Here is a 24919-nt window from a genome sequence, read left to right as displayed (position 1 = left end):
GAGAAAAAAATACGCGAAGCAGAGGTGAAAAGACAACTTGCAAACAGTGGTAAGCATGGTGTTTCAATGGTCTCGGGAAGCCCAACTCCTGTTGTCGGAGAGAAAAATACCTATCACGTTGCAGGCTGGTATGAGGACACTCCATATGCAGATAGAGATCCTGAAAAGGTAACCTGGGAACTTTTCAAAAAGAGAAGTAACGGTAAGTTTACTTCAACAAATATTAAAAAAATCGGAGATGGAACTTTTACATTTGGCGAAATTTCAATCCAAAATACCTACCGTCTTGAGGCATATCTTCATAAGCCGGAAGGTGGGGGCCTGATCATCAATCCTAAATCTTCAACTATTCCCAAAATAGGAAAAGTGGAGCTGCATTATGTGGATGATAAAAAGGGTGATACTTCAGTTTCTATGACCGGCTTCGGGCAAAAGCGCATACAACGGGGATGCGCGGAAAGTATCTGGTTTTTACGCTTTGGGAGGATGATGCAAAAGGTGACGGACACAGCGCCGGCAACCAAGCTATAGAAACAACAACAGCAAAAGTGGGCCATAACGGGCTGGCCGTCGTAGAATTTACTCTTACGAAAGGCTTGATGCAAAAAGCCATGAAAGGTGAAGCTGATGCCAAAGAATTTGAGTTTTATGTAACGGTAGAATATTACAAAGGCAAGACTCATAATTCTGAGAATGTGAATGTCCATAATCCGTTATACAAAGCTCTTGAAAAGAAGAAATTCCATCCAAAAGCACAAGGCTCACCAGCAGAACAAAAGCCTCTTTCCAAGAGAGAGGAAAAGAATATTTTGATCCATCAGGCCAATGGTTATCTGCATGATTGGGCGGAGGTAAAGGGAAAAGCGCAGAAGGATAAGGAGATTACGGTGAATAGAAATCATGGGAGGTCTACTGTTGGGGTGAAGAGTCAACCAATGAGGAAACAGGATGGTAAGTGTTTGTGCCAGCAGTATGATTTGGTTTGGGGAGATAAAGTGAGTTGCGAGTTTAGGAAAAAGGTAATTCAAATATCTAAGAATATAGGATTACCACAACAAAATAATGAAGGCGCAAATTGGTTAATGACTATTATGGCACTAGAATCAGCATATACTTTTAGTCCTAAATGTGGAACTTTTGGTAAAAATCCAGACGAAAGCAGTAAATATAAATACATTGGTTTAATTCAATTCAGTAAGGCAGCAGCTACAGAAGTAAGAACAACAAGAACTCATTTAATGTCTCTTACAGCAGAACAACAATTGGATTATGTAGAAAAACATTTTCAATTGAAACAATTCAAAGGTTTGCTTAATAATAGAACTGCACTTTATTTGTCTGTGAACTATCCAAATGCGACAAAATATGCTTATGACAAGAATTATGTAGTATACGATCATAACAAAGATGCATATGATGACAATCCTATGTTTAAAAGGGAAGGACATGAGTTTTGGATAGACAAAAAAGGAAAGAAACAATATTATACAGGTAAAGAAGGGAAGTCTTATGTTTGGGAGTTTGAGGAAGCTCTTAAAGAAGTAGAGAATTTAGGACAATCAAATAAAGCCAAAATTTTCACTTGCGAAAATATTAATAAAACAGATGATAAAGTTAATGCAAAAGATATTGTTACTTATCATATTTATCATAATAATAAAATTGAAAAACATATCCCCAAAAAAATAAAAGAAGTATTTAAAAATAGATATAAGTATGTATATCATGATTCAAAGGGGAATGAACATGATGTCTGTATAATTGATTGGCATGTAACTAAAGAAAAGGGAATTGGCCAAGTTTATAAAACTAAACCAACCCATTCAAACGTTATTTCTGACCAAATTGTTTCAGAAGGAAACACTTCTAGGCGGGTAAAGTATGAAAATGGAGATATTGCAGAATATGGAAGCCACCCTAAAAAAGGAAATATTTGGCTTTTGTATAAAGCCGGAAAAAATAATGTTGAGCTGGTTAAGATGCCAGATAGTCTAAACTATAATAAGGATGGGGTTTTAATTGCATATAATTTTTCAAAAACTCAAAGAAGATATACAGGTGCAAATTCTTTTGCAGGATTTATTGGGTATTTAGCTAAATCAGGATATAAATTAACAACTACGGGCAGTTGTTTCTATGAAGGTTCAAGTTTTCCAAGCCAAGAGCATTGTAATGGTAGAAGTGTTGATATACTCTATTTAGGTGTAACTGAACAAGACCAAAAAGTAATTGATAATGCTAAATTTTTTCACTTTACTGAAGTATTAAAAGGAATAAATAGTTATTGTGAGAAACTGAAAAGGGCAGGTAACGGTGGAACGCTTCATAATAGTCATCTACATTCAGGAAATTTTGATAGTTCAATAATAAAAATTATAAAAGAACAATGAAAAAAATAATAATTATTTTATGCTATTTAAGCATCTTTTCTTGCAAAAAAACACAAGAAAAGATTAGTATAAATGCAATTTCAAAGACGTTTGAATTAAATAAAGCATGGCAAGGTGATCCATTAATCTCAGATTTGAATTTTGTAAATTCAATTGGGCCAACATGTAAATTAAATGATTCTTTCTTTGGACGTGCAGATAATCAAGTAAAAGATGACAACTTAAAATGTGCTTTGTCAAGAATAAAATTTAATTATGAAAAATTAAGTTCTTTAAAATCTAAAATTTCCATTGGAAATATAGGTTCCAGCGCTAAAATTTTCATTAAAACTACTAAACCTTACAATACTCAGAATGCAGATGTATATAATCAAGCAACATTATATATAGAAATTAATAAGAATATTACAGATTCTATTATAATTTATCGCTCGATAAATTTTTCTGAAGCCTTAACAGTAAAAGAAAGAAATTATTTTATTAGTAATGATAACATTTATTTACTTGATATAGCTGAAGATGAATCTGGAACAAATGTGGAAAAATGGTCGCATAATAAAATAAATTCAGAAGGAAAAATTGTTAGAATAAAACAAAAAAAATTTTCTTTAGAAGATTCTGAAAAGACTATACAGACAGAGAATAATCAATGGAAAGGAACATATCATTTTGAAGCATCAAATAGAGATAATGTAAAAACAATTTTTGACATCACCATAAATTCGTTAAATGACATTTTGATAAATCTTACTGAAGAGGGTATAAAAACTAAATATTCAAATGTAAAGGCTGAAAAAATTGATTTTAACAAAATTAAAATAATTTACGATCCTTCATCAGATGATATGGGAACAATTTATGTTGAAAAATCTTATAATGAGTATTATATTTCGGGAAATCCTATATACTTTATCAATCCAGGAAACAACGAAATGCCCTTAATTAAAATTAAATAATATTAATGGATAGTAACAATAAAATAAACTAAATCTAATGAATAATTATGCTACGGGAATGTTAGATTTTAGAATATATGGTGTAAATCTTAATGTTGGTGCTCATTATGATCATGGTAAAAAAAGACGGTAATATTAAATAAACTCAATCATCAAAGCTGCCGTGAAAACAAAAATGAAAAATATTATAAGAATATACTTTTTGACGTTATCATGTCTTTTTTTGTGTAAAAAAAATGGTGATAGCACTATTATTAGTGTAGCTAAAACCAAAGTTGATACTATAATTACGAATAGTACTACAATTTTGGTAGCCCCTAATGAAAATGAGATAGAAGAGATAAAGAAAAAACAAGGAGAAGATAATTTCTACACAATTGCCGATGATGCTAATTATTATATTTCCGAAATAATTAATGAAAGTAAGGGCGGAATACATAAAACTCAACAACAAAAAATTAGCTTTTCCAAAGAACACTTCATTTATAATAAAAATGAAGCTGATGGCCAATGGCAAATTTTAGAATATAAAATAGGAAACAAACCAAAAATATATTCTCTAGTATCTTACTATTCACGAATAAGTACTATTGACAAAAAAATTAATGATACCGACAATATTGACACATTATATGAACCAAACGAAAGTTTATTTTTTGATAATGATAATATAAATGATGACGTAAAAATTCTCGCAAAACCAGACAATGAAATGCTAAATTTTGAGTTATCTTTTCATTTATCAACCTTAAATGAAACAATCGAAGCACCTGTTTTAAACAATAGTATTTTATATAATAATGATTATTCAGTTTATTACGTAAGTGACCCAATTATAAAAGGTAAAATTGTAGAATTACGTGTGGAGTATGCAGATTAAACAACAAAACCTAATATTTCTGTGTACAAAAAAAATATAATTGAAAAGATTAAGTTTAGATTTAATGATAAGAGTAAGAAGGTACAAATTATAGGTTATGATCTAAGTTATAAAAAAGAGAACAAAAGCAGTTACTCCAAATCATTCAATTTTATTACGGGTAAATTTTATTGCTCTATTAATTTAAATGGTGAAAAAAAAGAGACATCGGGACAAGCATCAGAACTTCAAAATATATATATAGAAAAATGGGAACCTGATTTTCTAAATAAACTTTTATTGTATGGAAATGAAATTGAATGATGCAAAAATTTTAAATATTTACTCCAATAGATAAAATAAACATGGTAAAAAACAATCTCAAAAATCAAAGGCCCGGAAGAAATACATCTGGGAGAAACTGTTTATTATGAAGTCAGTAGATTTTATGATATTAATGATACAGAAAAGATAGGTATTACCAATTGGAAAATATATGTACACGATAAAGGGAGCTTCCGTGAGCTATGTCAGAAACCGGGAACGCCACCTAAGAAAGGTTATAAAATACCTTTAACCATTAACAATCAAAAGCTTGTAGGTAAGGAAATCTTAATAGAAGCTTACCTGTACGAACCTGAAAAGTCCGCTCCTCCCGGATTGAAAGTAAAAGTACTCCCGGGAAAAAATAAGAAAATTGATCGTGTAGAATTGTTTATGCGTGATGATACTCCTATCAAAGAAAATACTGTCCTCAAATACGGACAAAGCATTAAGGTAAAGGTTTACACCCAAAATATGCCGGGAGAAAAAATAAAGCTTAGCTTGTATGAAGATGATGTTAACGGCTCCGGACATAGTACCAAGAATGAGAAAAATAAGGTAGCCAGCATTACACGAAATCTAAATAAGGATGGATTTTTATGGCATGAGTTTAAACTGCCTGTTGAATTTTCCAAAATAGCCAATGCCGTGATGGATGGAAGCCACGACAAGATCCATGAATATTACGTAGTAGCAGAAACCGCCCAACATAAATCTGTAAGTAAGAATGCTGAGGTAAAAAATCCTGATTATATTTTTACACAAACTGTAAGCAGCAGTATACATCCCAATAAGATTTATGGTAAAGAAATACTGATTGAGGAAGTTGTTATAAAAGGGAAATATAAAAAGCAGGTAGGGGTTGATGCTATGGAGAAGTCTGGGAGGAGTACTGTGGAGGTGAAGGCTCATCCTCAAAACAAAGAAAGCATTTGTTTATGCCAGCAGTATGATTTAATTTGGGGTAATAAAGTGAGTTGTGAATTTAGGAAAAAGGTTGTGGAGATTTGTGCTGATCTGTGGGGGGGAAGAAAATAAAATTAAAATGGCAAATAATCTTATGGCTGTATTTAGATGGGAAAGTGGTGGAACTTTTAAGTCCGACGCACCCAATCAAGCTAATTCTGGTGGTACAGGATTAATAGAATTTATGCCAAGCACGGCAAAGTCTTTTAAATGTAACTTTATATCGTGCCAATGTAAAACAATAAGGCAAAAAAGTAAAACAATGAAGCGAAAAAGTAAAACCAGATGGCAAAAAAGTGAAACAGGATCGCAAGAAAGTGAAACCATATTGCAAGAAAGTAAAACCAGATCATAAAAAAGTAAAGTTACATTGCAGGAATGTAACTTTATCTAGGAGGAATATAAGATGTTATCAATCATACATTCTTCAATCATTATACTATTTTATTTAGTGCGGGTAAATATGATGCCTGAAACCGTTATATATTCCGGGGAAGTGGCTCCGTAGAGGCTCTTCACATATTTTTTGACGTTCTGGGCAATGGAGTAGAGGCCGCTTCCTTCCGTATATAGTATTTTATTTCTTTCCATCATTTTGAGGTTGAGCTCGGCTTCGGCCTGGTCTACGGCCTGGGTAGCGCTTACCAGGGAATCTTTGTAGGTGTTGAGGTTGGCTAATTTCAATTCATCTTCCTGGGGATCATAGGCTGAAATGGTGGTCAGCAGCTGTAACAGGATCCCGAAATTTTCGGCCTGCTGGGTGAAAGACTGTCGGGAGGTAGAAATGGTTTTGGGTGCTTCTGCAGCTGCTTCGGATGCTGGGGCAGATTTCTTTTTAGCTCCCTGTATTGATCGTTTCAGGGATTTCGCCTGGTCTACGGTGCCTTGTGGTAATCCGAGGATCTCCAGGCGGTTGACAATGCGGGTGCAGGTTGTTTTCAAGTTTTCAAATGCTGTCTGGCGCAGGGTGATTGCGTTTTTGTTGGCATTGCGTTTTTCTTCGACCTCGCTCAATTTGGTAGTGGCCGTGTTGTAAAGGGTCTGAAGACTGTCGACGCTCAGTTCGGGAACCGGCGGATTGTACAATAGATACACGGAAACCTGCTGAATGAGCTTATGCAGGTTGGCGACATTTCTGGCGTGTCCTACTTCGCTTGCTGTTTTTTTGTTGTTTTTGCCGGATTCGGAATTGCTTTCCGATGGAAATGTTGTAGACATAGGCATTTGCGTTTTTAATTAGTCGAACAAATATAAAATTTATTTTGATTGATGGGTCTTTTTATAGTGAATAATTGATAATCATTATTTTATGTTAAATGAGGGAATGGGAAAACCCTAGCGGAAGGCTAGGGTTTTTGGGTCTAAGCGATGTAAAATAAGCTAATTTTTATTTTTTTAAAAGTTCATCAATAATATCTTTTTTAAATTTTGAAAAAGGTCTTTTATGATAATCTTCTTCTTTAGTTTCAATACCGAAGACCATTCTATATACCTCTTCTTTTGTTATTGGAAGGTTTTTAAAAGTATTATTTAGTAAGATTTCTAAGTAATTTTGAGAATATTTATAACGTAAATCTAGTAAATCTCGTAATTCTTTATCAGAATTCGAATTGTATATTTCATTCAAACATAAATCTTTGAATGTTTTTTTTATTTTTTTCTCTACAGCAGAATCTGTAGTTGAAATACATAATTTTACATTGTTATCTATAAAACTTTTTTTTCTGTAACTAAAATTAAATTTTTTATCTTCATCACTCATTAGATAAGGGTGTAAATAATTATCTAGATCAAAATCAGTATCACCCTTTTTTTTGTTACAAGTACTACAAATTGGTATTAAATTATAAAAACTAAGTGCTAAAAGAGGATATTTATTTTTATTGAAAAAATGATCATACTCTGCGCGTAAAATTTTGTTATCAGAATTCCCAACTGTTTTTACATAATTTCTATTACAATAAATACATGTATGCTGGTCTAATATTTCTGCCAAATAATATTTATTTCCAATTATAGTTTTATAATTAAAAACATTTTTAAGTCCTAATATTTTTAAATGATATTTTGTATCTGTTGGTTTGTTTGCTTCTTTCAATTTTGTATAAGATATAAGTTCATCAAAATTATATCCTTGAATATAATTTGTCATAAAATCATTATTTATTTTAATTAGTTGGGCAGGTTTGGAGATAATTAATTTTTTAATATCTTCTTCAGCTAAACCCAATGCATCAAAATTCTTAATTTTATGTTTAATTTCATCATAGTATTGAAGAGATTTTATGGTTGAAAATTTTAAACTAAGCATTGTCGTGTTGATTTTGAAGTTCTTCCAATTGTTTTTGTATTTGAACAATTTGTTTTTTTAATATCTCCTTTCTTGGAAACTCAAAAGTTGCTTCCGTATACATGTCCTCTAATTTATGTTTCAGAACGGGCTCATCAATAATTTCAATTAATCTAAAATATTTCTTATAATCATTACTTTTTAATTGAATTTCTTTTTTTAAATAATTGTTAATTTTCTTTTTCGTATTTTTTATCTTAGTATTATTTGTTTGATTTTTATTCTCTAATTCCCATTTTTTTATATTCTCTTTAAGTTCAAGAATTGAATTGAGCCAATTAATTATTTCTTCAATTTTCCCCTTTGCAAAATCACCAATTAGGCCATCGTTTATGAAAAAACTATCAGCTAATAAATCTGTTATGTTTGCTCCGAAAGTATTCATTCTTTTAAAATTTTGAGGTTTGAATTTTTTAGTTTCTTCATCAACTCCCAAAAACAATACATTTTGTTTTGGAATATCAGATAAGATAAATGGGGAGTGAGTAATGAAAAGTATATTAAGATTATCATACCTCTGATAAACAGAATTAATTGCGGTTAATAGGTCATTTAAAAATTTTTTTTGATAGTTTGGATGTGCATAAAGTTCAATTTCATCAAAGATTATATTTACGTTTTTATAATATATTAGACTATGTTGATTTTCAAGATCATAATTTTCCGTTACTGATTTTAAATTTCTTAAATGATAAATTACAGAATGAACGCTGTATATTTTTTGTTTTTCGCCAGAACTGAAATTATTAAAATTATTTTCTGAGTATTTACTATCAAAAAAATAATTAACCTTAAAAATTGATGGCAGTGATTCTTCGACCCTGAAATTTGAATATAAAAATTGTTCGACAATAAGTTTATTTTTAATATAATCATGAAAATTATAATTTATATTCTCATATAAGTCATCAATTTTTATAAGTTTTTCGTTTTTATCTTTTTCAAATATATCATTATCATTTAAGTACATATATTTAAGGAAGAATAATGCTTGCCTAAGTTTGTCAGTAATATGACTAGAATCAATTTCTAAATCATGAAAATAATCTCTTAAATTATCATTATCAATAAAAGAAAATGATGATGGTGATTCATAAACTCTCATGAATGTGGATTTATCTCCACGGAAATCTTTATACTTTTTATACTGAGTGATCTTATACAATTTTAAAAAAATATAATCCCTGATGAAAGGATAAATAGAATTTTCGGTTTTGGTTATTTTAAAACTTTTTTCATCAAAGAAAATATTTATCAGTGATTCTAAAATTTCTTTTTTTTCCTCTTCCTTATTGTAAATTCTTGTATCTCTTTTTTCTAAATCATCCCATTCAGAGAATTTACTTTTATCAATTTCAATACTTATATGTGAAACCGTTTTATTTTCTGAGATTGTTCTCAATTTCTTTTCTTGAAGAATATTAACTAAGAATCTTGAAGATGCTAAATTCTTTTCAGAATTGATATCAATATTTCCTTCTTCTCTAAAAGGATTAATTACAACAGGTAATTGATAACCATCATTTTTATGAAATACTCCTTTTAACCATTCTCCACTTTCTCTAGTATTGTAGCCATAGTGTGAATAATTGATTACTATTGTATAAAAGAAATCTTTGAAAAATTCTAATTCCTTTGTTGATAAAGTTATTTCTTGATTATTTGTTTTAGCAGTTTTTTTAGTCCGGTTTAAATAAGTAGGAATATTGTTTTTTATTAAAAATACCGTATCAGTTTTGAATTTTTTTTCAAAATCGAAAATAGATATAACACCATTTTCTAATCTTAATTTTCTAATCTTTATAATTGGATTATGATTTTCAATTAAATGAGGTGCTTTGTGATAAAAGTAAATTTCCGAATTTATGGAATTTAAATCCTCATTTTTACTTTTCTCATATTTTGCTATGAATTCTTTTAATATATCTTCATCTCGATGATAGTATAAATTCTTCGGATCAATAAAGTTATCATCAATCATCAAAGACATTTTTACAATAGATGCTACAAGTAATTCTACTAAAGCACTTTTTCCGCTACCATTTTTCCCGACAATAGCAGAAACATTTATTTTAGTTTTATATTCGTCATCACCTTGATAATATAAATCTTCTGGAATATTAGCTGTGTATTCAATCCTTATAATATCGCTATTAGTAGATTTATTTTCAGCTAATTCTTTGTTATTGTAAAATTTATAATCATTATAAAACTTATAAATAAAGTTTGGAGTTAAATTCTTTAAGAATTTAGGATTACAACCATCAAGTGGGCGTATAGCAATTAATTTGAAACTCATAGTTATTTGTTTTTATAAATATACAATTTCCTTATAAAAAAAAATTACGGAACCCCTTATAAATAATTTAATTCTAATAAGAGATTCCTTCGTTCCTCGGAATGACGGGGTGTGTAAAATTCATTAGATTTTTGGAGTTGGTGAGATGTGACAATTTTTAAGCTTAGGTGTAGTGTAAACAAAGCTTTACAACAAAAACAAATTGAGATCCAATTAATTACTAGGAAGTGTAGGCATTTTTTCGTATCTTTGTACCTAATAAGAGGTAATTACCTTTCTCTGTAACAAGTTAGAATTTCTATTTCCAAGCAGTTTTTTGCTTTTACAGCTGACAGATTTTAATACTATTTCATTTTAAGCTCTTTATTGAGGCATAATCAGAGATCTTATTCAAAACTTTTTATTTCTTTTCGTATAGCGGAAAGTTTTTATTTCAGTAACAACTAAATTTTATAATAATATATGGCGGATTCTTTTTCTAAAAAAGAAAATTTCAAAAAGAAAATTCAAAAACAAAAGGAAAAAGCTCTTAAGCGTGAAGAGCGTAAAACGAGCAACAACAAAGGTAAAAGTCTTGACGAGATGTTGATGTATGTAGATGCCAACGGTCAATTGACTTCAACTCCACCGGATCATGCGGAAAAAGCAGAGATCAACGTGGATGATATCCGTTTGGGAGCGGCTCCCATCGAAGCGGAAGAAATCAGAAAAACAGGAATCATTACTTTTTTCAGTGAAAAAGGGTACGGATTTATTACGGAAGACAAATCGAAGGAAAATATTTTCTTCCACAGTAATAACTGCGCAGAGCCTGTAAAAAAAGGAAACAAAGTATCTTATGAAAAAGAGAAATCTCCAAAAGGTTTTTCAGCAGTAGATATTCAGCTCGTTAAATAAAAGTATCGGAGACAACAGTTTCCGATGTACCGAATAAATTTTTAAATTTGTCGAAATTCAACCTATGAATTTCGACTTTTTTGATTTATTAGATATCGGTAGCAATCTGCTTAATTCAGGGACAACGAGATTTACAAGAAATAAGAAAAAGAAAACAAAATATGTCAGGGAAAAGATAAGTCTAATATTGTATTTTTTTTCAGCAGTTTTTTTCTTTCTGGTATTTAGAAATCCACTTATTTCAGAGAATTACATGCAGTCGGTTGTTATTGGATCAGTTTTGGGGCTGGCGGTCTCCCTTGTGGTTTTTTTCGTTCTGCACGTTCTTGAGATGTATTATTTTAAAAATGCTTTTCAGTGGCTTTTTTTCAGTTTGTCGGTAGTATCATTTTTTATATCAGTGATTTTGTGGATTTATTTTAAATCGGGGATATTCTTGTAAAAATAATTACATAGCTGTCGTACTATCAACAAAATCAATTTTCAATTTATAAATTATCATAAATGCTTTGCGCATTCTTCCGTGAATAAGTATTTTTGAAAAATTTTCAGATTTGAAGCCTACCATTTCCATTGTCGTTGCTATTTTTAACCGTAAAGATGAGCTTTTTGAGCTCCTGAATTCTCTTACTTCACAGTCGGATAAAGACTTTGAAATCATTATTGTGGATGACGGTTCGCTTGTGGATCTGCGTCCGACAATCGAGAATTTTGAAAGTTTTCTGAACATAAAATATTTTAGGAAAGAAAATTCCGGACCGGGATTATCCCGAAATTTTGGTTCCAGAAGAGCGGGAAATGAATGGCTGGTTTTTGTGGACAGTGATGTCATCGTAGAAAAAGATTATATCGAAAATATCAAAAAAGATATTCTTGAAATTCCCTGTGATGCTTTCGGTGGGGCGGATAAGGCTCATAAAGGTTTCAACCTGATGCAGAAAGCAATTTCGTATTCTATGACTTCTGTTTTTACCACTGGCGGAATCCGCGGCAGTAAAAAAGCGGTATCAAAATTTCAGCCGAGAAGTTTTAATATGGGCGTAAAGAAAGAAGTATTTGAAAAGGTTGGAGGTTTTTCGGAAATGAGAATCGGGGAGGATCCGGATCTTTCGATGACACTTTGGGAAAATGGTTTTACAACAGCTTTTTTTGACAATATTGCTGTTTATCATAAAAGAAGGGTAGATTTCGGAAAGTTTTCCAAACAGGTGTATCAGTTTGGCTGTGCACGGCCGATTCTGAACCAAAGGCATCCTAATTATGTAAAGATTTCATTCGCTTTTCCGACTTTATTTTTATTAGGTTATATCATGGGTTTCCTTGAATATTTCATTATGGGAAAAGGAATCATTCTTGCTTTTTACGGATTGTATACTTTTATGGTGCTGTTCCATGCGTTATGGGTGACTAAGAATATCAGCATTGCCGGAATGGCTGTGATTTCAACTTATATCCAGATGTTTTCTTACGGATATGGCTTTTTAAAATCCTGGGTGTTGCTGAATGTTTTTAAAATGAAGCCTGAAGAGGCATTTCCAAAACATTTTCATAAAATGTAATAATAAAAAAAGCTGTCGGATGAACAACAGCTTTTAAGATAATAATTAAGATATGGAGATGGTTTCATGGTTGAGAACGCCTGTTTTTAGCATGCATTCTCTCATCTTTTCGTATGTTCTTTCAATGTCATGATCGAGGCCGATGGAAAATCGTATCAATCCGTCGGAGATTCCCATTTCAGCGCGTTCTTCTTCAGGGATTTCAGAAGAGGTAGAGCTTCCTGAACATGAGAATAAGGTTTTATAAAATCCAAGGCTTACCGCAAGATAGCCGAGGTTTTCTTTCTGCATTAACTCCATTAATTCATTGGCTTTTTCGGTAGTTCCTGCATCCAGTGTCAGTAATCCTCCAAAACCGTATTCTGTATGCATCATGCTTTTCATCAGTTCGTGGTTTCTATGGGATTTCAGTCCGGGATAAGAAACTTTTAGCCCGTCATTTTCAAATCTTTCTGCCAGATACATCGCGTTGTGGCTATGCTGTTTCATTCTGATATGAAGCGTTCTGAGGTTTTTTAGGATGCTTGCCGAGCGAAGGCTGTCCATCGTCGGGCCTAAAAGCATACATGCGCCGGTATTCACGTTCTTGGTATCGTTGATAAATTCTTGCGTTCCACAATAAACGCCGCCTACCGTATCGCTGCTTCCATTGATGAATTTTGTAAGGGAATGGATCACAATATCTGCTCCCAGCAGTGCAGGTGAGATGGAAAGTGGTGAGAAAGTATTATCAACAATCAGTTTTAAGTTATACTTTTTACAGATTTCCGACAACTTTCTCAGGTCGGCAACTTCCAGAAGAGGGTTGCTCACACTTTCGCAATATATAATCTTTGTGTTGGGCTGTATAGAATTTTCGACAGACTCAAAATTATTGATGTCGACGAAGGTTGTTTCAATATTAAAGGGAAGCAGAAAATTTTTCATAAAGGCATATGTTCCGCCGTAAATTGTTCTGCTGGAAATGATATGATCACCGCTTTTACAAGTCTGAAGAAGCACTGAAGTGATTGCTCCCATCCCTGAAGCCGTCACATTGGCAGCTTCCGTATTTTCCATTTTGGCAAGAGCTTGCGAAAGATACAGGTTCATCGGTGATGAATGTCTTGAATACAGATAGCATCCGTCTGCATTTCCTTCAAATGTATCAAACATTGTTTTGGCAGAAAGGAAAGTATAGGTAGAACTGTCTGAGATGGATGGATTTACTCCTCCGAACTCACCAAAGTACTGTAAATCCTGAATTTCGTTTGCGGCGTTAAAATCTTTCATATCCTTTTAGTTTTTGCTAAAATGAACTTATTTCATGTTTTTTACAACATAAAATTGAATTAACGGAATATAAATCTATGATTATTTGATTTAATAGAAATAAAGTTTATTATATTTGGTGAATGTAAATTTTTAACAAAAATTTATCTATGGCTTTCGATGATATTGATAAAAAACTGTTGCTTTTTTTGCAGGAAGATTCTAAGCAGACCACGAAAGAACTGTCTTACAAACTTGGATTATCCGTAACGGCTGTTTATGAGCGTATTAGGAAATTGGAAAATACAGGCGTAATCTCAAAATATGTTGCGATCCTTGACCGGCATAAAATCGACCGGAATTTTATTGTGCTGTGTCATGTAAAATTAACACAGCATAAAAAGGAATATGTGTTACAGTTTGAAAAGGAAATCATGAATTTGCATGAGGTGACAGAGTGTTTTCATGTGAGCGGGGATTATGATTATATTTTAAAAATTGCAGTCAGGGACATGGAAGATTACCGAAATTTTATGCTGACAAAACTTACCACTTTAAAGCACATTTCAAGCACTCATAGTTCTTTTATGATCTCTGAAGTAAAAAATACAACGGCTATTGTTTTGTAAATTTAATAATAGCCGTCATTATTTTTTAAACAAGAACACCGTTTTTAGAGGCGATCGGATCCGGTAATTCGGTTTCTCCGGTCATTTGCAGGAGATCAATTTCTATTGTTCTGCATATAGACAGCATCGGGATATCAAACATTAATCCTTCAAAAGGATTTTCGGAATAGTCACCCACCAGCTCCATGATAATATACATCCAGCCAATCATGATACAAAACGGGATAGAGGCCCAGATTCCCCAGTCACCCAACTGTGCAAATTCACTTACCAGACCTAATGGAAGCAGCATGATGAAAATAACATTAAATACAAAAGCCGTACTGGCAAACTGTCTTGGCAAAGGGAATTTTTTGATCCTTTCGGCTTGTCCCTGCAGGGTATAAAACTCGTTCAGGCATTCCTGAAGCTGCATTTGGTTGAATTCTGAAATAGCACCTATATTCTTCAATTCATTAACATCTTTTGACTGCTGAGCAATAAGATACGTCGCGAAATTTTTATAATGAGACTTTTGTTCTGCTTCTTCTTCTGATAAATATTTGTTTAAAAACAGGGGAGTTCTGGTATAATCAGGAAATCCCGCTTTGATCAACCGGTTGCGTTTATGATCCGTTTTTTTGGATAGCTCTTCTTCTACTTTTATGTGTTCCCATTCTGTAGGGATCAGAAGCTGATCACGAAATGCATACAGCCAGGCAATATGCCTGCATACAATTTTTCTTCTACGGTCTTCAAGTTCAAACTTTCCAATTTTTTCATCCTCAGCATCAAAAGAATATACCATTGATCCCAGCATACGGCTGGAATTAACGATTCCTCCCCAGATTTTTCTTGCTTCCCATAATCTGTCGTAGGCCTGATTGTTTTTAAAACCAACCAAAAAAGCTTCTGCCGTACCAATAAGTGCCACGGGAACCCATGGAATAATCATCCACTGCCAATTGAAGAAGTGAAAGAGAACAGCAATCAACGTACACCAAATGGAAATCAGAATAACATGAAATCCGGATAAGTTGAGTATCTGTTTGTAATTGACGTATTTCGTAGTGATCATAGGTTTGTATGCTTTTTATGAAATTTTTATTCAAAGTAACAAAAAGCGTACAAAAAAACCTCTAAAAAGAATTTAGAGGTCTAATTTATTTTAGGATTAATATTTCAGCATTCCGTCAATCTTTTCACGTAGCTTTTCAGCATTGGGCAGCATGGCCTTTTCTAATGCGAGGTTGATCGGTACAGCGGGAGTATCTAAGGAACCTATGGTTTCCACCGGTGCATCAAGATATTTAAAGCAGTTTCTGGAAATTCTGTGTGCAAAAGCTTCTGCAAATGAATTGGTTAATTGTTCTTCCGTGAGAACGATACATTTTCCGTGTGCTCTTACTCTTTCGAAAACAAGTTCTTCATCAAGAGGAATTAAAGTTCTTAAATCGATAACTTCCACTCTTCCATTAAAGTTTTTCACAGCTTCTTTTGCCCAGTAAACGCCCATTCCGTACGTTACCACTAGTAAAGTTCTGCCATTTTCTGTTTCATCTTTATCGGCTTCAATAATTACTTTCCCTTTTCCAAAAGGTAAAATATAATCTTCTGCAGGCTCGACTGTTTTTGCATCTTCAGTTCCGGGAACTTTGCTCCAGTACAATCCTTTATGCTCCAGCATGATAACAGGGTTAGGGTCGTAGTAAGCTGCTTTTAGCAATCCTTTAAAATCTGCGGCATTGCTGGGGTATGCGATTTTTATTCCTTTAATATTTGCTAAAATACTTTCAACGCTGCCGCTGTGGTAAGGTCCACCTCCGCCGTAAGCACCTATCGGTACACGGATAATATTGCTTACCGGGAATTTTCCCTGGCTTAAATAACTTGATTTTGAAATTTCTGTTATCAATTGATTGATTCCCGGATAAATATAATCGGCAAACTGCACTTCTACGATCGGTTTTAAGCCTACCGCACTCATACCTGTTGTAGAACCGATAATATATGCTTCCTGAATAGCAGTATTGAAAACTCTTTTGCTTCCAAACTTCTTTCCTAATGTTACTGTTTCACGGAAAACACCACCGATTCTTTCGCCGACATCCTGTCCGTAAAGCAAGGCTTCCGGATGTTTCCACATCAGTTCCTGAATCGCATGAATGGCCGCATCAACCATAACGATTTTTTCACCACCCTGAGGTTCGCGTGTTCCCACTTCTTCATTAATCGGAGTAGGTGCGAAAATGTGGTCCATTACAGTTTCAGGTTTTGGATCTTCTGCGTTTTTAGCTTTCTCGAATGCTTCTTCTGCCTCAAGACGGGCTTTTTTGGTAATCTGTTTTAATAATTCTTCGTCAACGCCTGAATCAAGAAGTTGGTTTCTAAGAATTTCTCCCGGATCTTTTGATCTGTGTTTAGCTAAATCTTCGTCATCTCTGTAAAATTCTCTTCGTACTCCGGAAGTATGATGGCCGATAAGAACTGTTTTTGCACAAACAACTAAAGGTTTTCTTTCGTTACGTACAAAATCAACCGCTTTTTTCATGACTTCAAAGCTTTCTATGAAATCTGTTCCGTCAACTCTCATTCTGCTTAAGCCTGTAAATCCGGCTACGAAATCATAGGCATCGGAGGTTCTTGCTTCATCTTTCGTTACGGAAATTCCCCACTCATTATCCTGAACCAGGAATATGATCGGCAGCTGATGTAATGCTGAAAACTGAAGCGCTTCACTCACTTCACCTTCCGTTACGGAATTGTCTCCGAGGCTACAGACAACCACCGGGTTGTTTTCAAACTGCTGCAAATTGAAATCCTCAATATATTTTATTCCTTGTGCGACTCCGGCTGTCGGAATGGTTTGCATTCCTGTTGCAGAGCTTTGATGAATGATTTTTGGTTTGTTTTCATCCCTGCTTGAAGGATGGGAATAATATGATCTTCCTCCCGAAAAAGGATCATCAGCTTTTGCCAATAGCTGAAGCATCAGTTGATAAGGTTCAAAGCCTATTCCCAAAAGAACACTTTCGTCTCTGTAGTAAGGAGATACCCAGTCTTCTTTTTTCAACTGATAAGCGGTCGCCAACTGAATAGCTTCATGACCTCTGGATGTACTATGAACATATTTGGTAACATTTCTGTTTTCCTCATAAATGTCAGCCATTGCTTTGGCAAGCATCATATGATTATAAGCTTTAAGCAGAATATCCTGAGAAACTTTTTCGTGAAGTGTATTTTCCATAGAAAGCAAAGATAAACAAAAAAACAAAACACTAACAATCGTTAGTGTTTTACAGGTTTTAATGTTTAAATAATGATCTGATTATTCTTTAATTACTTTTTTAGATATGGTATCATTGTCGGTTTTCACCTCAATGATGTAAATTCCTTTAATGTACGAAGACAGATCAATTTTTTCTTCAGGATTATTAAGACTGCCACTTTGCAGCTTTTTACCAGAAAGATCATATACGCTAAAAGTAGATTTTTTCGGTGCTTTTAGTACTTTAACAAAATCTTTGGTAAGTGTTGGGGCGATAATTATTCCGTTGTCTTTTACGACATCATTTGTTCCTAATGTAGTCTGGGTCTGACCAGTAACTATGATAGAATAGTTTTGTGGCGCAGCAGCCCCGGAATCATTAACCAACGTTCCTTTGTTTGTTATTTCAATTCGGTAGTTTCTTCCTGCAACAGGATTATCTATAACAACCTGCTCCACGTTATCTACTGTGTTATCTGCTTTTGTTGCTGGCGTCATTGGACTATTGGCATCAAGCTTCCATGGATAATATATGGTATTTGTGGTAAGATCTATAATTCTGAGATCAAGATCATTGATTAATTTTGATGTTCTGTTATTGTAAACATCTGATACGAACTGGTAATTGGGTTCATATTGCGGATCTATCCAGCTGATGGTCGCTTTTAATGGTTCACTTCCGCTTGCTACAATTGTTTTACTGTTTTTAACTCCACTGTTTAATATTTCATCGTTAAAAATTACGGTGTTGTTGGCTTTTCCGACCAGTAATTCCGCTCCTTTTTTAGCATCAATAAATCCCCATCCAAACCATGGATCTGGACCCACATTTCCAGCTTCAGCAGCCGAGTGAACGGTAAGCACTTTTGCTGAAGCAGCATTAAGTAGTGCATTATTGAAAAGCTGCTTGTAGATTTGTGTCCAAAGTCCAATAATTCCAGTCACAACTGGTGCAGAAAAAGAAGTTCCGCTTCCTCCTGCCCATACGCTGCTGCCCGTGGCTGATGTAGCAGCATATAAAACATCTGTTCCTACTGTGGAGATGTCCGGCTTTATTCCGCCATCGTCTCGTGGTCCTGCACTACTATATTCAGAATGTACAACATCACTTGCACTGGTATAGCGGAAATTATTGGTTGTGATAATGTCTGTAGCTCCTACTATAATAATATTTTTTGCCAATGAGCCGGGACCGATACAGTCGTAGCCCTGCGCACAGTTGTTTGGGGGTGGAGTGTCACTGGTACTAAATGCGATCTGACCGCTCGAAGTCTTATAATATTTAGGAATTGTTACTGATGTTCCATTCGGTCCCATGCCAAATGAGTTTCCAGCAGATTTTACAATAATAAAAGAAGGATTGCTGTATACCAGGGCATCATAATTGTAGTCGTTGTTATCATAAGTTCCTTGAAAATCATAAAATGTATTTCCGCTTTTGGATCCATTATAAACATAGGATGAAAGGTTTCCGCTGCTGTCGTATTTTTCGTCCCAACCTGCATTAATCCCATAAGAATGGTTGGAAATATTAGGCAGTGCAATAAGGATTTTATCAAAAACCGTACTTGTAGAAGTGTCACCAGGCAAAGTAGTTGTTGCAAACATGTAACTGTCCATCGTGGAATTAATAGCGACACCTTTTGCGTTTCCTACAGAAACACCTCCACTGGATAAGTTAACACTTTTACCTCCGATAAAACTTCCAACTCCGGTAGAGTGATCCGAATAACTCTGAGAGCTTGCTTCTTTATTGGTTATTCTTCCAGTAGCATTATCAAAAGCGGTATGCGCTGCGTATATTCTTCCGCCATCAAAAATTGTATACTTGATATTTTCTCCGTTAAAAGCTCCCGTAAGTCCGGTTATATTGCCGGCAGTATTCAGCTGATCAGAATTGGAGTTGGATAATTGTCTTGTATCGTGCTCCTCTAAGAAATAGGGAATATCAAAATGAAAACCTCCAAGCCTTGATTTTAAAGAATCTATTTTTTTCTTTGTTGCCGAATCCGGATTTTTTCCATATACCCTTTCAACATAAGCATCAAACTTTTTCTCGTTTTCAAACTTTTGCTGATTAAATTCTCTTCTTAAACTTTCATTATTCTTCTGTGCATATGCTGAAATACATAATAATGTACTCAATACAATTAGATTTTTCCTCATGCCGTTAGTGATTATAAATATCCAGAACAAATGTATTGAAGATTCATGATTCATTGTTAAATGTTGATTATCCATCAATTAATCTTAATTAAATTTTAATTACTCTTAATTTTTTTAATACTTTTTTATCAATATTGTTTGCTAACTAAATACAATTTATAATGAAGCATAAGTTTTTGAGCCCATTTAATGAATTTAAATGTATACATAACATCAAAAAATGAAGTAACTTTACATTATCTTTTAAATAAAAGCTAGAAAATACATGTATTTAGTTTTTGACACAGAAACCACAGGTTTACCAAAGAATTTCAACGCTCCGCTTTCAGATTCAGACAACTGGCCAAGAATGGTTCAGATTGCGTGGCAGTTGCACGATGATGATGGGACTTTAATTGAAAATCAGGATTATATCATTAAACCGGAAGGCTATGATATTCCATTTAATGCGGCAAGAATTCATGGTATCACCACAAAGATTGCCAATGAAGAAGGTCGTGATCTCACAGAAATTTTAAATGAATTTTCTAAAGTTTTAGAAAAAGTAAGAGTTGTATCCGGTCATAATGTCGAGTTTGACTATAATATCGTTGGAGCCGAATTTTACCGTAAAAATATAAAAGACAACCTTCAAGAAAAACCGAGAGCCGATACGATGGTTCTGGGAACAGATTTTTGTCAGCTTGGAGGAGGACGTGGCGGTCGATTTAAGCCACCAAAATTGGAAGAGCTGTACGAAAAGCTTTATGGACATAAGTTTGATGAAGCTCACAATGCTGCTGCCGACGTAAATGCTACTGCTCAGGTTTTCTTCGAAATGATGAGAATCGGAGTAATTCCTGCTGAGGTATTAAAGATTTCTGAAGATCAGCTTACATACTTCAAAACATTGTATCCCGATCCGATCAGGCCTTTCAGCATTGTTATCAGAAGGCAGGTTGCAGATTTTCATAACAAGAAAAAACAACAGGATTTTGGAAGTATTGATGAAATTGATCTCGGGAAATACTTCAATTTTGATAACCACAGTGTTTTTTCAACATTATCGGCGACTTCGAGCATTAATGATTTGATTAAAAAAGCGACTGATGATAATTTCCCGGCTGTCGGTATGGTGGATCTGGGCAATATGATGGGAGCTTTCAAATTTGTTTCAGCTGTAGAAAGTGCAAATGGTGACCGTGCGAAAAAACATAAAGAATATTTAGCCAAAAAACAGGAAGCTGAAGAGAAAGGTGAAGTTTTTAATGAGGCAGAACCGGTTTCGCAGCCACTTATTCCTGTGGTGGGTTGTGAATTTTATATATCGGACCGATATGAACAGAAGCAATTTACCAAGGATGATCCTGACCGGAGAACTCAGGTTGTCCTGTTGGCGAAAGATTTTAACGGGTATAAAAACCTGGCAAAACTCTCCAGTATTGGTTTTCTTAAAGGATTCTATTTTGGTGTTCCCAGGGTGAGCCGGGAATTGATCGCACAATACAAAGAAGGGGTTATTGCTTTGACTTCCGGGATTCATGGTGATATTCCTGATGCTATTTTAAATACCGGAGAACAAAAAGGGGAGGAACTTTTCAAATGGTGGAAAGATACTTTTGAAGATGATTTTTATGTTCAGATTCAGAATCATAAACTGCCTGAAGAAGAGCATTTAAATGATGTTCTCCTTCATTTTGCAGATAAATATAATGTTAAAATTTTAGCGCAGAACGAAACGTTCTACACCAATAAAGACGATTCCAATATTCAGGATATTGTGAGTTGTATTAAAGATGGTGAAAAACTCTCAACACCTGTAGGGAAGGGATTTGGTAAAAGGAGAGGGCTTGCTACCGGAGAGTATTACATTAAAAATTCAGATGAAATTAAAGAAGCTTTTCTAGCATATCCTGATGCTTTTGATGCTTACGAAGAATTTACCGCTAAATTTAAGCCTTACACCCTCAAAAGGGATGTTCTTCTTCCTAAATTCGATATTCCTCAGGAATTCGTTCACGCAGAAGATGAAATTGATGGAGGGAAACGTGGTGAGATGGCTTATCTCACACATTTGACCTATGAAGGGGCAAAAAGAAGATATGGAGCTGATGGTATTACAGATGATATAAAGGAACGTCTGGATTTCGAACTTGAAGTAATTGCTAATACAGGTTATCCGGGGTATTTCCTTATTGTACAGGATTTTTGTAATGAAGCTCGTAAAATGGGAGTTTGGGTTGGTCCCGGTCGGGGATCTGCAGCGGGTTCTGCTGTTGCTTACTGTATCGGAATCACAAACGTTGACCCGATTAAGTATGATCTCCTTTTCGAGAGATTCCTGAATCCTGAAAGGGTTTCCATGCCGGATATTGATATTGACTTTGATGATGAAGGCCGTGACCGGATTATTAAATGGGTAATCGACAAATATGGTCAAAGTCAGGTTGCGCAGATCATTACATACTCTGTACTGGGAGGTAAATCTGCCATTAAAGATGCAGGGAGAGTATTGGATGTCCCGATTCCTGATACGAATAATATTGCGAAGTTAATTCCTTCCACGCCCGGGATGAATATTGCAAAAGCCCTGGCAAAATATGATAAACTAAAACCGGAAGAACAGATGCTCGTTGATGAAATGAGACTGGTTTTGGATAGTCCTTCTGATCCTCGTCATGACGTGCTCGCAAGTGCAAGAAAAATGGAAGGATGTATCCGGAATACAGGAATTCATGCCTGTGGAGTGATTATTACTCCGGAAGATGTCAGCAATCTTGTTCCGGTGACCATTGCTGCGAAGGATGCGGATATTTTGGTTTCTCAGTTTGATAACTCAGTAGCGGAAAGTGCCGGTCTGCTTAAAATGGACTTCCTGGGTTTGAGAACGCTGACGATCATTAAAGATGCTCTTAAACTCGTTAAAGAAAGACACGGAGTCGATATAGATCCTGACGAAATTCCGTTGGATGATGCTAAAACGTACCAGTTATTTAAGGAAGGTAGAACCATTGGGATTTTCCAATACGAAAGTCCCGGAATGCAAAAGTACATGAGGGAACTTAAGCCGACTGTTTTTGCCGACCTTATTGCGATGAACGCATTATATCGTCCGGGTCCTATCAAATATATTCCGAACTTCATCAACAGAAAACACGGAATAGAAGAAATTGTATATGATTTACCTGAAACCGAAGAATATTTAAAAGAAACTTACGGAATTACCGTATATCAGGAGCAGGTAATGCTTTTATCTCAGAAATTGGCCAACTTTACAAAAGGTGAAGCGGATACGCTGAGAAAAGCAATGGGTAAAAAGCAGATTGACGTTCTTAATAAAATGTATCCTAAGTTCATCGAAGGCGGAAGAAAAAATAATCTTGATGAAGAGCGATTAGAAAAAATCTGGAACGACTGGAAAGCCTTTGCAGAATATGCTTTTAATAAATCTCACTCTACCTGCTATGCATTTATTGCTTATCAGACGGCCTTTTTAAAAGCTAATTATCCTGCGGAATATATGGCGAGCGTGATGAGTAATAACATCAACAATACCGACTCTATTACCATGTTCATGGAAGATTGTAAAAGTATGGGAGTAGATGTTTTAGGGCCGGATGTTAATGAATCTCAATACAAATTCTCGGTAAATGAAAAAGGACAGATCCGTTTTGGATTAGGAGCGATCAAAGGTATTGGGGAAGGACCGAGTGAAGCCATTACGAGAGAAAGAGCAAACGGAAGATTTAAAAATATCTATGACTTTTTTGAAAGAATTCTCCCTTCTCAGATGAACAAAAGAGTAGCGGAAAGTTTGGTGTTGGCTGGTGCCTTTGATGAATTAGATTCTTTCCACAGAGGTCAGTATTTTGATATTGATATGGCGGGAAGAACCAATCTTGAAAGATTGATCAGGTACGGACAGAGCTTTCAGGAAAGTAAAAACGAAATGGAAAATTCCTTATTTGCAGATTTTGCTGAAGAAGTACAGATCGAGCAGCCGAAGCTCGCTCCTTGTCCGGAATGGCCGAATATGCATAAGCTTAATAAAGAAAAGGAAATTATCGGATTCTATCTTTCTGCGCATCCTCTTGATGAATTTAAATATCAATATCAGTTTATGCAGGGGCAACTTTCTAAAAAAGCGGTTTTAGAGAAAGAAGAGGAGGTAAAACTGGTTGTAGATGAAGCTCCGATTCTTGAGCAGGATACTCCGGAAGATGTTTCTGATCTTGTTGAAATCGTTTCTGATGAATTGCTGACCGGTGAAGAAGAGATTGTTGAGGAAGTGACAAAAAAAGCTGAACCTAAAGGGGTTTTTCACTTTCTGAACCTTGATGAGGTGGATGCTTATAAAGAACAGGCTTTTGCCAACAAGCAGGAAGAATTATTTGAAGAAAAGAAAAAGGACTGGAAAACAATTCAGAAAGAAAGGGAGAACGGAGGCGGAGGAAAAGAATATACTGTTGCCGGTCTTATCACGGAATATCGCGTTCAAGACGGCTTTAGAAGTGGTGAAAAAGTAGCTTTTGTAACATTGGAGGATTATTCAGGGTCGTATTCTTTCAGGCTAGGTGATCGTGATTATATGCGTTTAAAAGAAAAGCTGGAAGTACAGCGTTTTGTAATTTTCAAAATTAAATTTGCCCAGGTGAAGGACGGAAGGGTCTTTGTGAATGTAAATGATGTAATCGAACTTCAGGAAGCGTTTGAAAGATTTGCCAAAAGCATCTCTCTTGTTATGGATGTGATGGATTTCAGACCTGAAGATCTTACTTTTTTCAGAACCGTTCTTGAAAGAAATCAGGGCAATCAGAAATTGAAATTTTATATAAAAAATACAGATGACGATTCTAGGGTAGAACATCTTGAGGTTCAGTCGATGAAACATTCGGTCAATCTGAGCGGAGAACTCATCAAAGAAATTCAGTTATTGAATAAATATGAATTCTATCTTAACTAATTCAATTATTTACATTAATATAAAATAAAAAGTGGCTATTTTGTCACTTTTTTTGTTTGTAAGCTATGTTATTCTGAGGCATTA

The 24919-nt window shown here is 34.5% G+C and carries 17 protein-coding genes; 10 read left to right on the top strand and 7 right to left on the bottom strand.

Annotated elements, in window-relative coordinates:
- Window positions 1–24 precede the first annotated feature (24 nt).
- The 6 genes from BMW64_RS07475 (at window position 25) to BMW64_RS07445 (ending at window position 5850) form a co-directional block, all read left to right on the top strand.
- A complete protein-coding gene (locus tag BMW64_RS07475; RefSeq protein ID WP_143052660.1) occupies window positions 25–531 on the top strand; it encodes a hypothetical protein in 507 nt (168 codons plus the stop codon).
- On the top strand, window positions 450–2390 hold the full coding sequence (locus BMW64_RS07470; RefSeq protein ID WP_143052659.1) for a hypothetical protein: 1941 nt from the start codon (window positions 450–452) through the stop codon (window positions 2388–2390). Before BMW64_RS07475 ends, BMW64_RS07470 begins: the two co-directional genes overlap by 82 nt.
- A complete protein-coding gene (locus BMW64_RS07465; RefSeq protein WP_089999411.1) occupies window positions 2387–3346 on the top strand; it encodes a hypothetical protein in 960 nt (319 codons plus the stop codon). The genes BMW64_RS07470 and BMW64_RS07465 overlap by 4 nt, the downstream gene beginning before the upstream one ends.
- Window positions 3347–3521: 175 nt before the next feature.
- A complete protein-coding gene (locus BMW64_RS07460) occupies window positions 3522–4226 on the top strand; it encodes a hypothetical protein (RefSeq protein WP_143052658.1) in 705 nt (234 codons plus the stop codon).
- Window positions 4227–4865: 639 nt separating this feature from the next.
- Window positions 4866–5567, top strand: coding sequence for a hypothetical protein (locus BMW64_RS07450; protein WP_089999408.1), 702 nt, complete (start codon window positions 4866–4868; stop codon window positions 5565–5567).
- 7 nt (window positions 5568–5574) lie between these two features.
- The gene (locus BMW64_RS07445) at window positions 5575–5850 is read left to right on the top strand and encodes a hypothetical protein (protein ID WP_089999407.1); all 276 of its coding nucleotides are present in this window, start codon (window positions 5575–5577) and stop codon (window positions 5848–5850) included.
- 89 nt (window positions 5851–5939) lie between these two features.
- Here the strand turns inward: BMW64_RS07445 and BMW64_RS07440 are convergent, their stop codons facing one another.
- The 3 genes from BMW64_RS07440 to BMW64_RS07430 all read right to left on the bottom strand — a co-directional run bounded on the left by BMW64_RS07440 (window position 5940) and on the right by BMW64_RS07430 (window position 10144).
- Window positions 5940–6713: a hypothetical protein gene (locus BMW64_RS07440; RefSeq protein WP_089999406.1), complete on the bottom strand. Its 774-nt coding sequence runs from the start codon at window positions 6711–6713 to the stop codon at window positions 5940–5942.
- A 169-nt stretch (window positions 6714–6882) separates the two neighbouring features.
- On the bottom strand, window positions 6883–7806 hold the full coding sequence (locus BMW64_RS07435) for an HNH endonuclease (protein ID WP_089999405.1): 924 nt from the start codon (window positions 7804–7806) through the stop codon (window positions 6883–6885).
- Window positions 7799–10144, bottom strand: coding sequence for a hypothetical protein (locus BMW64_RS07430; RefSeq protein WP_089999404.1), 2346 nt, complete (start codon window positions 10142–10144; stop codon window positions 7799–7801). The genes BMW64_RS07435 and BMW64_RS07430 overlap by 8 nt, the downstream gene beginning before the upstream one ends.
- Window positions 10145–10606: 462 nt before the next feature.
- Between BMW64_RS07430 and BMW64_RS07425 the strand changes: the two genes are divergently transcribed.
- A complete protein-coding gene (locus BMW64_RS07425; RefSeq protein ID WP_089999403.1) occupies window positions 10607–11041 on the top strand; it encodes a cold shock domain-containing protein in 435 nt (144 codons plus the stop codon).
- A gap of 554 nt (window positions 11042–11595) precedes the next feature.
- Complete coding sequence (locus tag BMW64_RS07415; RefSeq protein ID WP_089999401.1) at window positions 11596–12600, top strand: glycosyltransferase family 2 protein; 1005 nt, start codon at window positions 11596–11598, stop codon at window positions 12598–12600.
- Between the two features lie 45 nt (window positions 12601–12645).
- Here BMW64_RS07415 and BMW64_RS07410 read toward each other — a convergent pair whose 3' ends face one another.
- The gene (locus tag BMW64_RS07410) at window positions 12646–13872 is read right to left on the bottom strand and encodes an aminotransferase class I/II-fold pyridoxal phosphate-dependent enzyme (RefSeq protein ID WP_089999400.1); all 1227 of its coding nucleotides are present in this window, start codon (window positions 13870–13872) and stop codon (window positions 12646–12648) included.
- A gap of 149 nt (window positions 13873–14021) precedes the next feature.
- Between BMW64_RS07410 and BMW64_RS07405 the strand changes: the two genes are divergently transcribed.
- On the top strand, window positions 14022–14480 hold the full coding sequence (locus tag BMW64_RS07405) for an Lrp/AsnC family transcriptional regulator (RefSeq protein WP_089999399.1): 459 nt from the start codon (window positions 14022–14024) through the stop codon (window positions 14478–14480).
- 25 nt (window positions 14481–14505) lie between these two features.
- On the opposite strand, the gene BMW64_RS07400 is transcribed toward BMW64_RS07405, so the two are convergent.
- From BMW64_RS07400 to BMW64_RS07390, 3 genes are all read right to left on the bottom strand, one after another.
- Window positions 14506–15537: a bestrophin family protein gene (locus BMW64_RS07400; protein ID WP_089999398.1), complete on the bottom strand. Its 1032-nt coding sequence runs from the start codon at window positions 15535–15537 to the stop codon at window positions 14506–14508.
- Between the two features lie 96 nt (window positions 15538–15633).
- A complete protein-coding gene (locus tag BMW64_RS07395; protein WP_089999397.1) occupies window positions 15634–17706 on the bottom strand; it encodes an alpha-ketoacid dehydrogenase subunit alpha/beta in 2073 nt (690 codons plus the stop codon).
- Between the two features lie 81 nt (window positions 17707–17787).
- Window positions 17788–19893, bottom strand: a complete 2106-nt coding sequence (locus BMW64_RS07390; protein WP_089999396.1) for a S8 family peptidase — start codon at window positions 19891–19893, stop codon at window positions 17788–17790.
- A 265-nt stretch (window positions 19894–20158) separates the two neighbouring features.
- Between BMW64_RS07390 and dnaE the strand changes: the two genes are divergently transcribed.
- Window positions 20159–24835, top strand: a complete 4677-nt coding sequence (gene dnaE / locus BMW64_RS07385; protein ID WP_089999395.1) for a DNA polymerase III subunit alpha — start codon at window positions 20159–20161, stop codon at window positions 24833–24835.
- Window positions 24836–24919: the final 84 nt, after the last annotated feature.

Source organism: Chryseobacterium taichungense (assembly GCF_900109935.1).
In the GTDB taxonomy this organism is placed as follows: domain Bacteria; phylum Bacteroidota; class Bacteroidia; order Flavobacteriales; family Weeksellaceae; genus Chryseobacterium; species Chryseobacterium taichungense.
This window is presented reverse-complemented; position numbering and strand designations above follow the sequence as displayed.

What these genes read in the sequence shown, in the direction of transcription:
- BMW64_RS07390 (WP_089999396.1), bottom strand. Translation starts at nt 19,893, where the DNA reads ATGAGGAAAAATCTAATTGTATTGAGTACATTATTATGTATTTCAGCA.
- BMW64_RS07460 (WP_143052658.1), top strand. Translation starts at nt 3,522, where the DNA reads ATGAAAAATATTATAAGAATATACTTTTTGACGTTATCATGTCTTTTT.
- BMW64_RS07470 (WP_143052659.1), top strand. Translation starts at nt 450, where the DNA reads ATGCGCGGAAAGTATCTGGTTTTTACGCTTTGGGAGGATGATGCAAAA.
- BMW64_RS07430 (WP_089999404.1), bottom strand. Translation starts at nt 10,144, where the DNA reads ATGAGTTTCAAATTAATTGCTATACGCCCACTTGATGGTTGTAATCCT.
- dnaE (WP_089999395.1), top strand. Translation starts at nt 20,159, where the DNA reads ATGTATTTAGTTTTTGACACAGAAACCACAGGTTTACCAAAGAATTTC.
- BMW64_RS07445 (WP_089999407.1), top strand. Translation starts at nt 5,575, where the DNA reads ATGGCAAATAATCTTATGGCTGTATTTAGATGGGAAAGTGGTGGAACT.
- BMW64_RS07435 (WP_089999405.1), bottom strand. Translation starts at nt 7,806, where the DNA reads ATGCTTAGTTTAAAATTTTCAACCATAAAATCTCTTCAATACTATGAT.
- BMW64_RS07425 (WP_089999403.1), top strand. Translation starts at nt 10,607, where the DNA reads ATGGCGGATTCTTTTTCTAAAAAAGAAAATTTCAAAAAGAAAATTCAA.
- BMW64_RS07410 (WP_089999400.1), bottom strand. Translation starts at nt 13,872, where the DNA reads ATGAAAGATTTTAACGCCGCAAACGAAATTCAGGATTTACAGTACTTT.
- BMW64_RS07465 (WP_089999411.1), top strand. Translation starts at nt 2,387, where the DNA reads ATGAAAAAAATAATAATTATTTTATGCTATTTAAGCATCTTTTCTTGC.
- BMW64_RS07395 (WP_089999397.1), bottom strand. Translation starts at nt 17,706, where the DNA reads ATGGAAAATACACTTCACGAAAAAGTTTCTCAGGATATTCTGCTTAAA.
- BMW64_RS07405 (WP_089999399.1), top strand. Translation starts at nt 14,022, where the DNA reads ATGGCTTTCGATGATATTGATAAAAAACTGTTGCTTTTTTTGCAGGAA.
- BMW64_RS07440 (WP_089999406.1), bottom strand. Translation starts at nt 6,713, where the DNA reads ATGTCTACAACATTTCCATCGGAAAGCAATTCCGAATCCGGCAAAAAC.
- BMW64_RS07400 (WP_089999398.1), bottom strand. Translation starts at nt 15,537, where the DNA reads ATGATCACTACGAAATACGTCAATTACAAACAGATACTCAACTTATCC.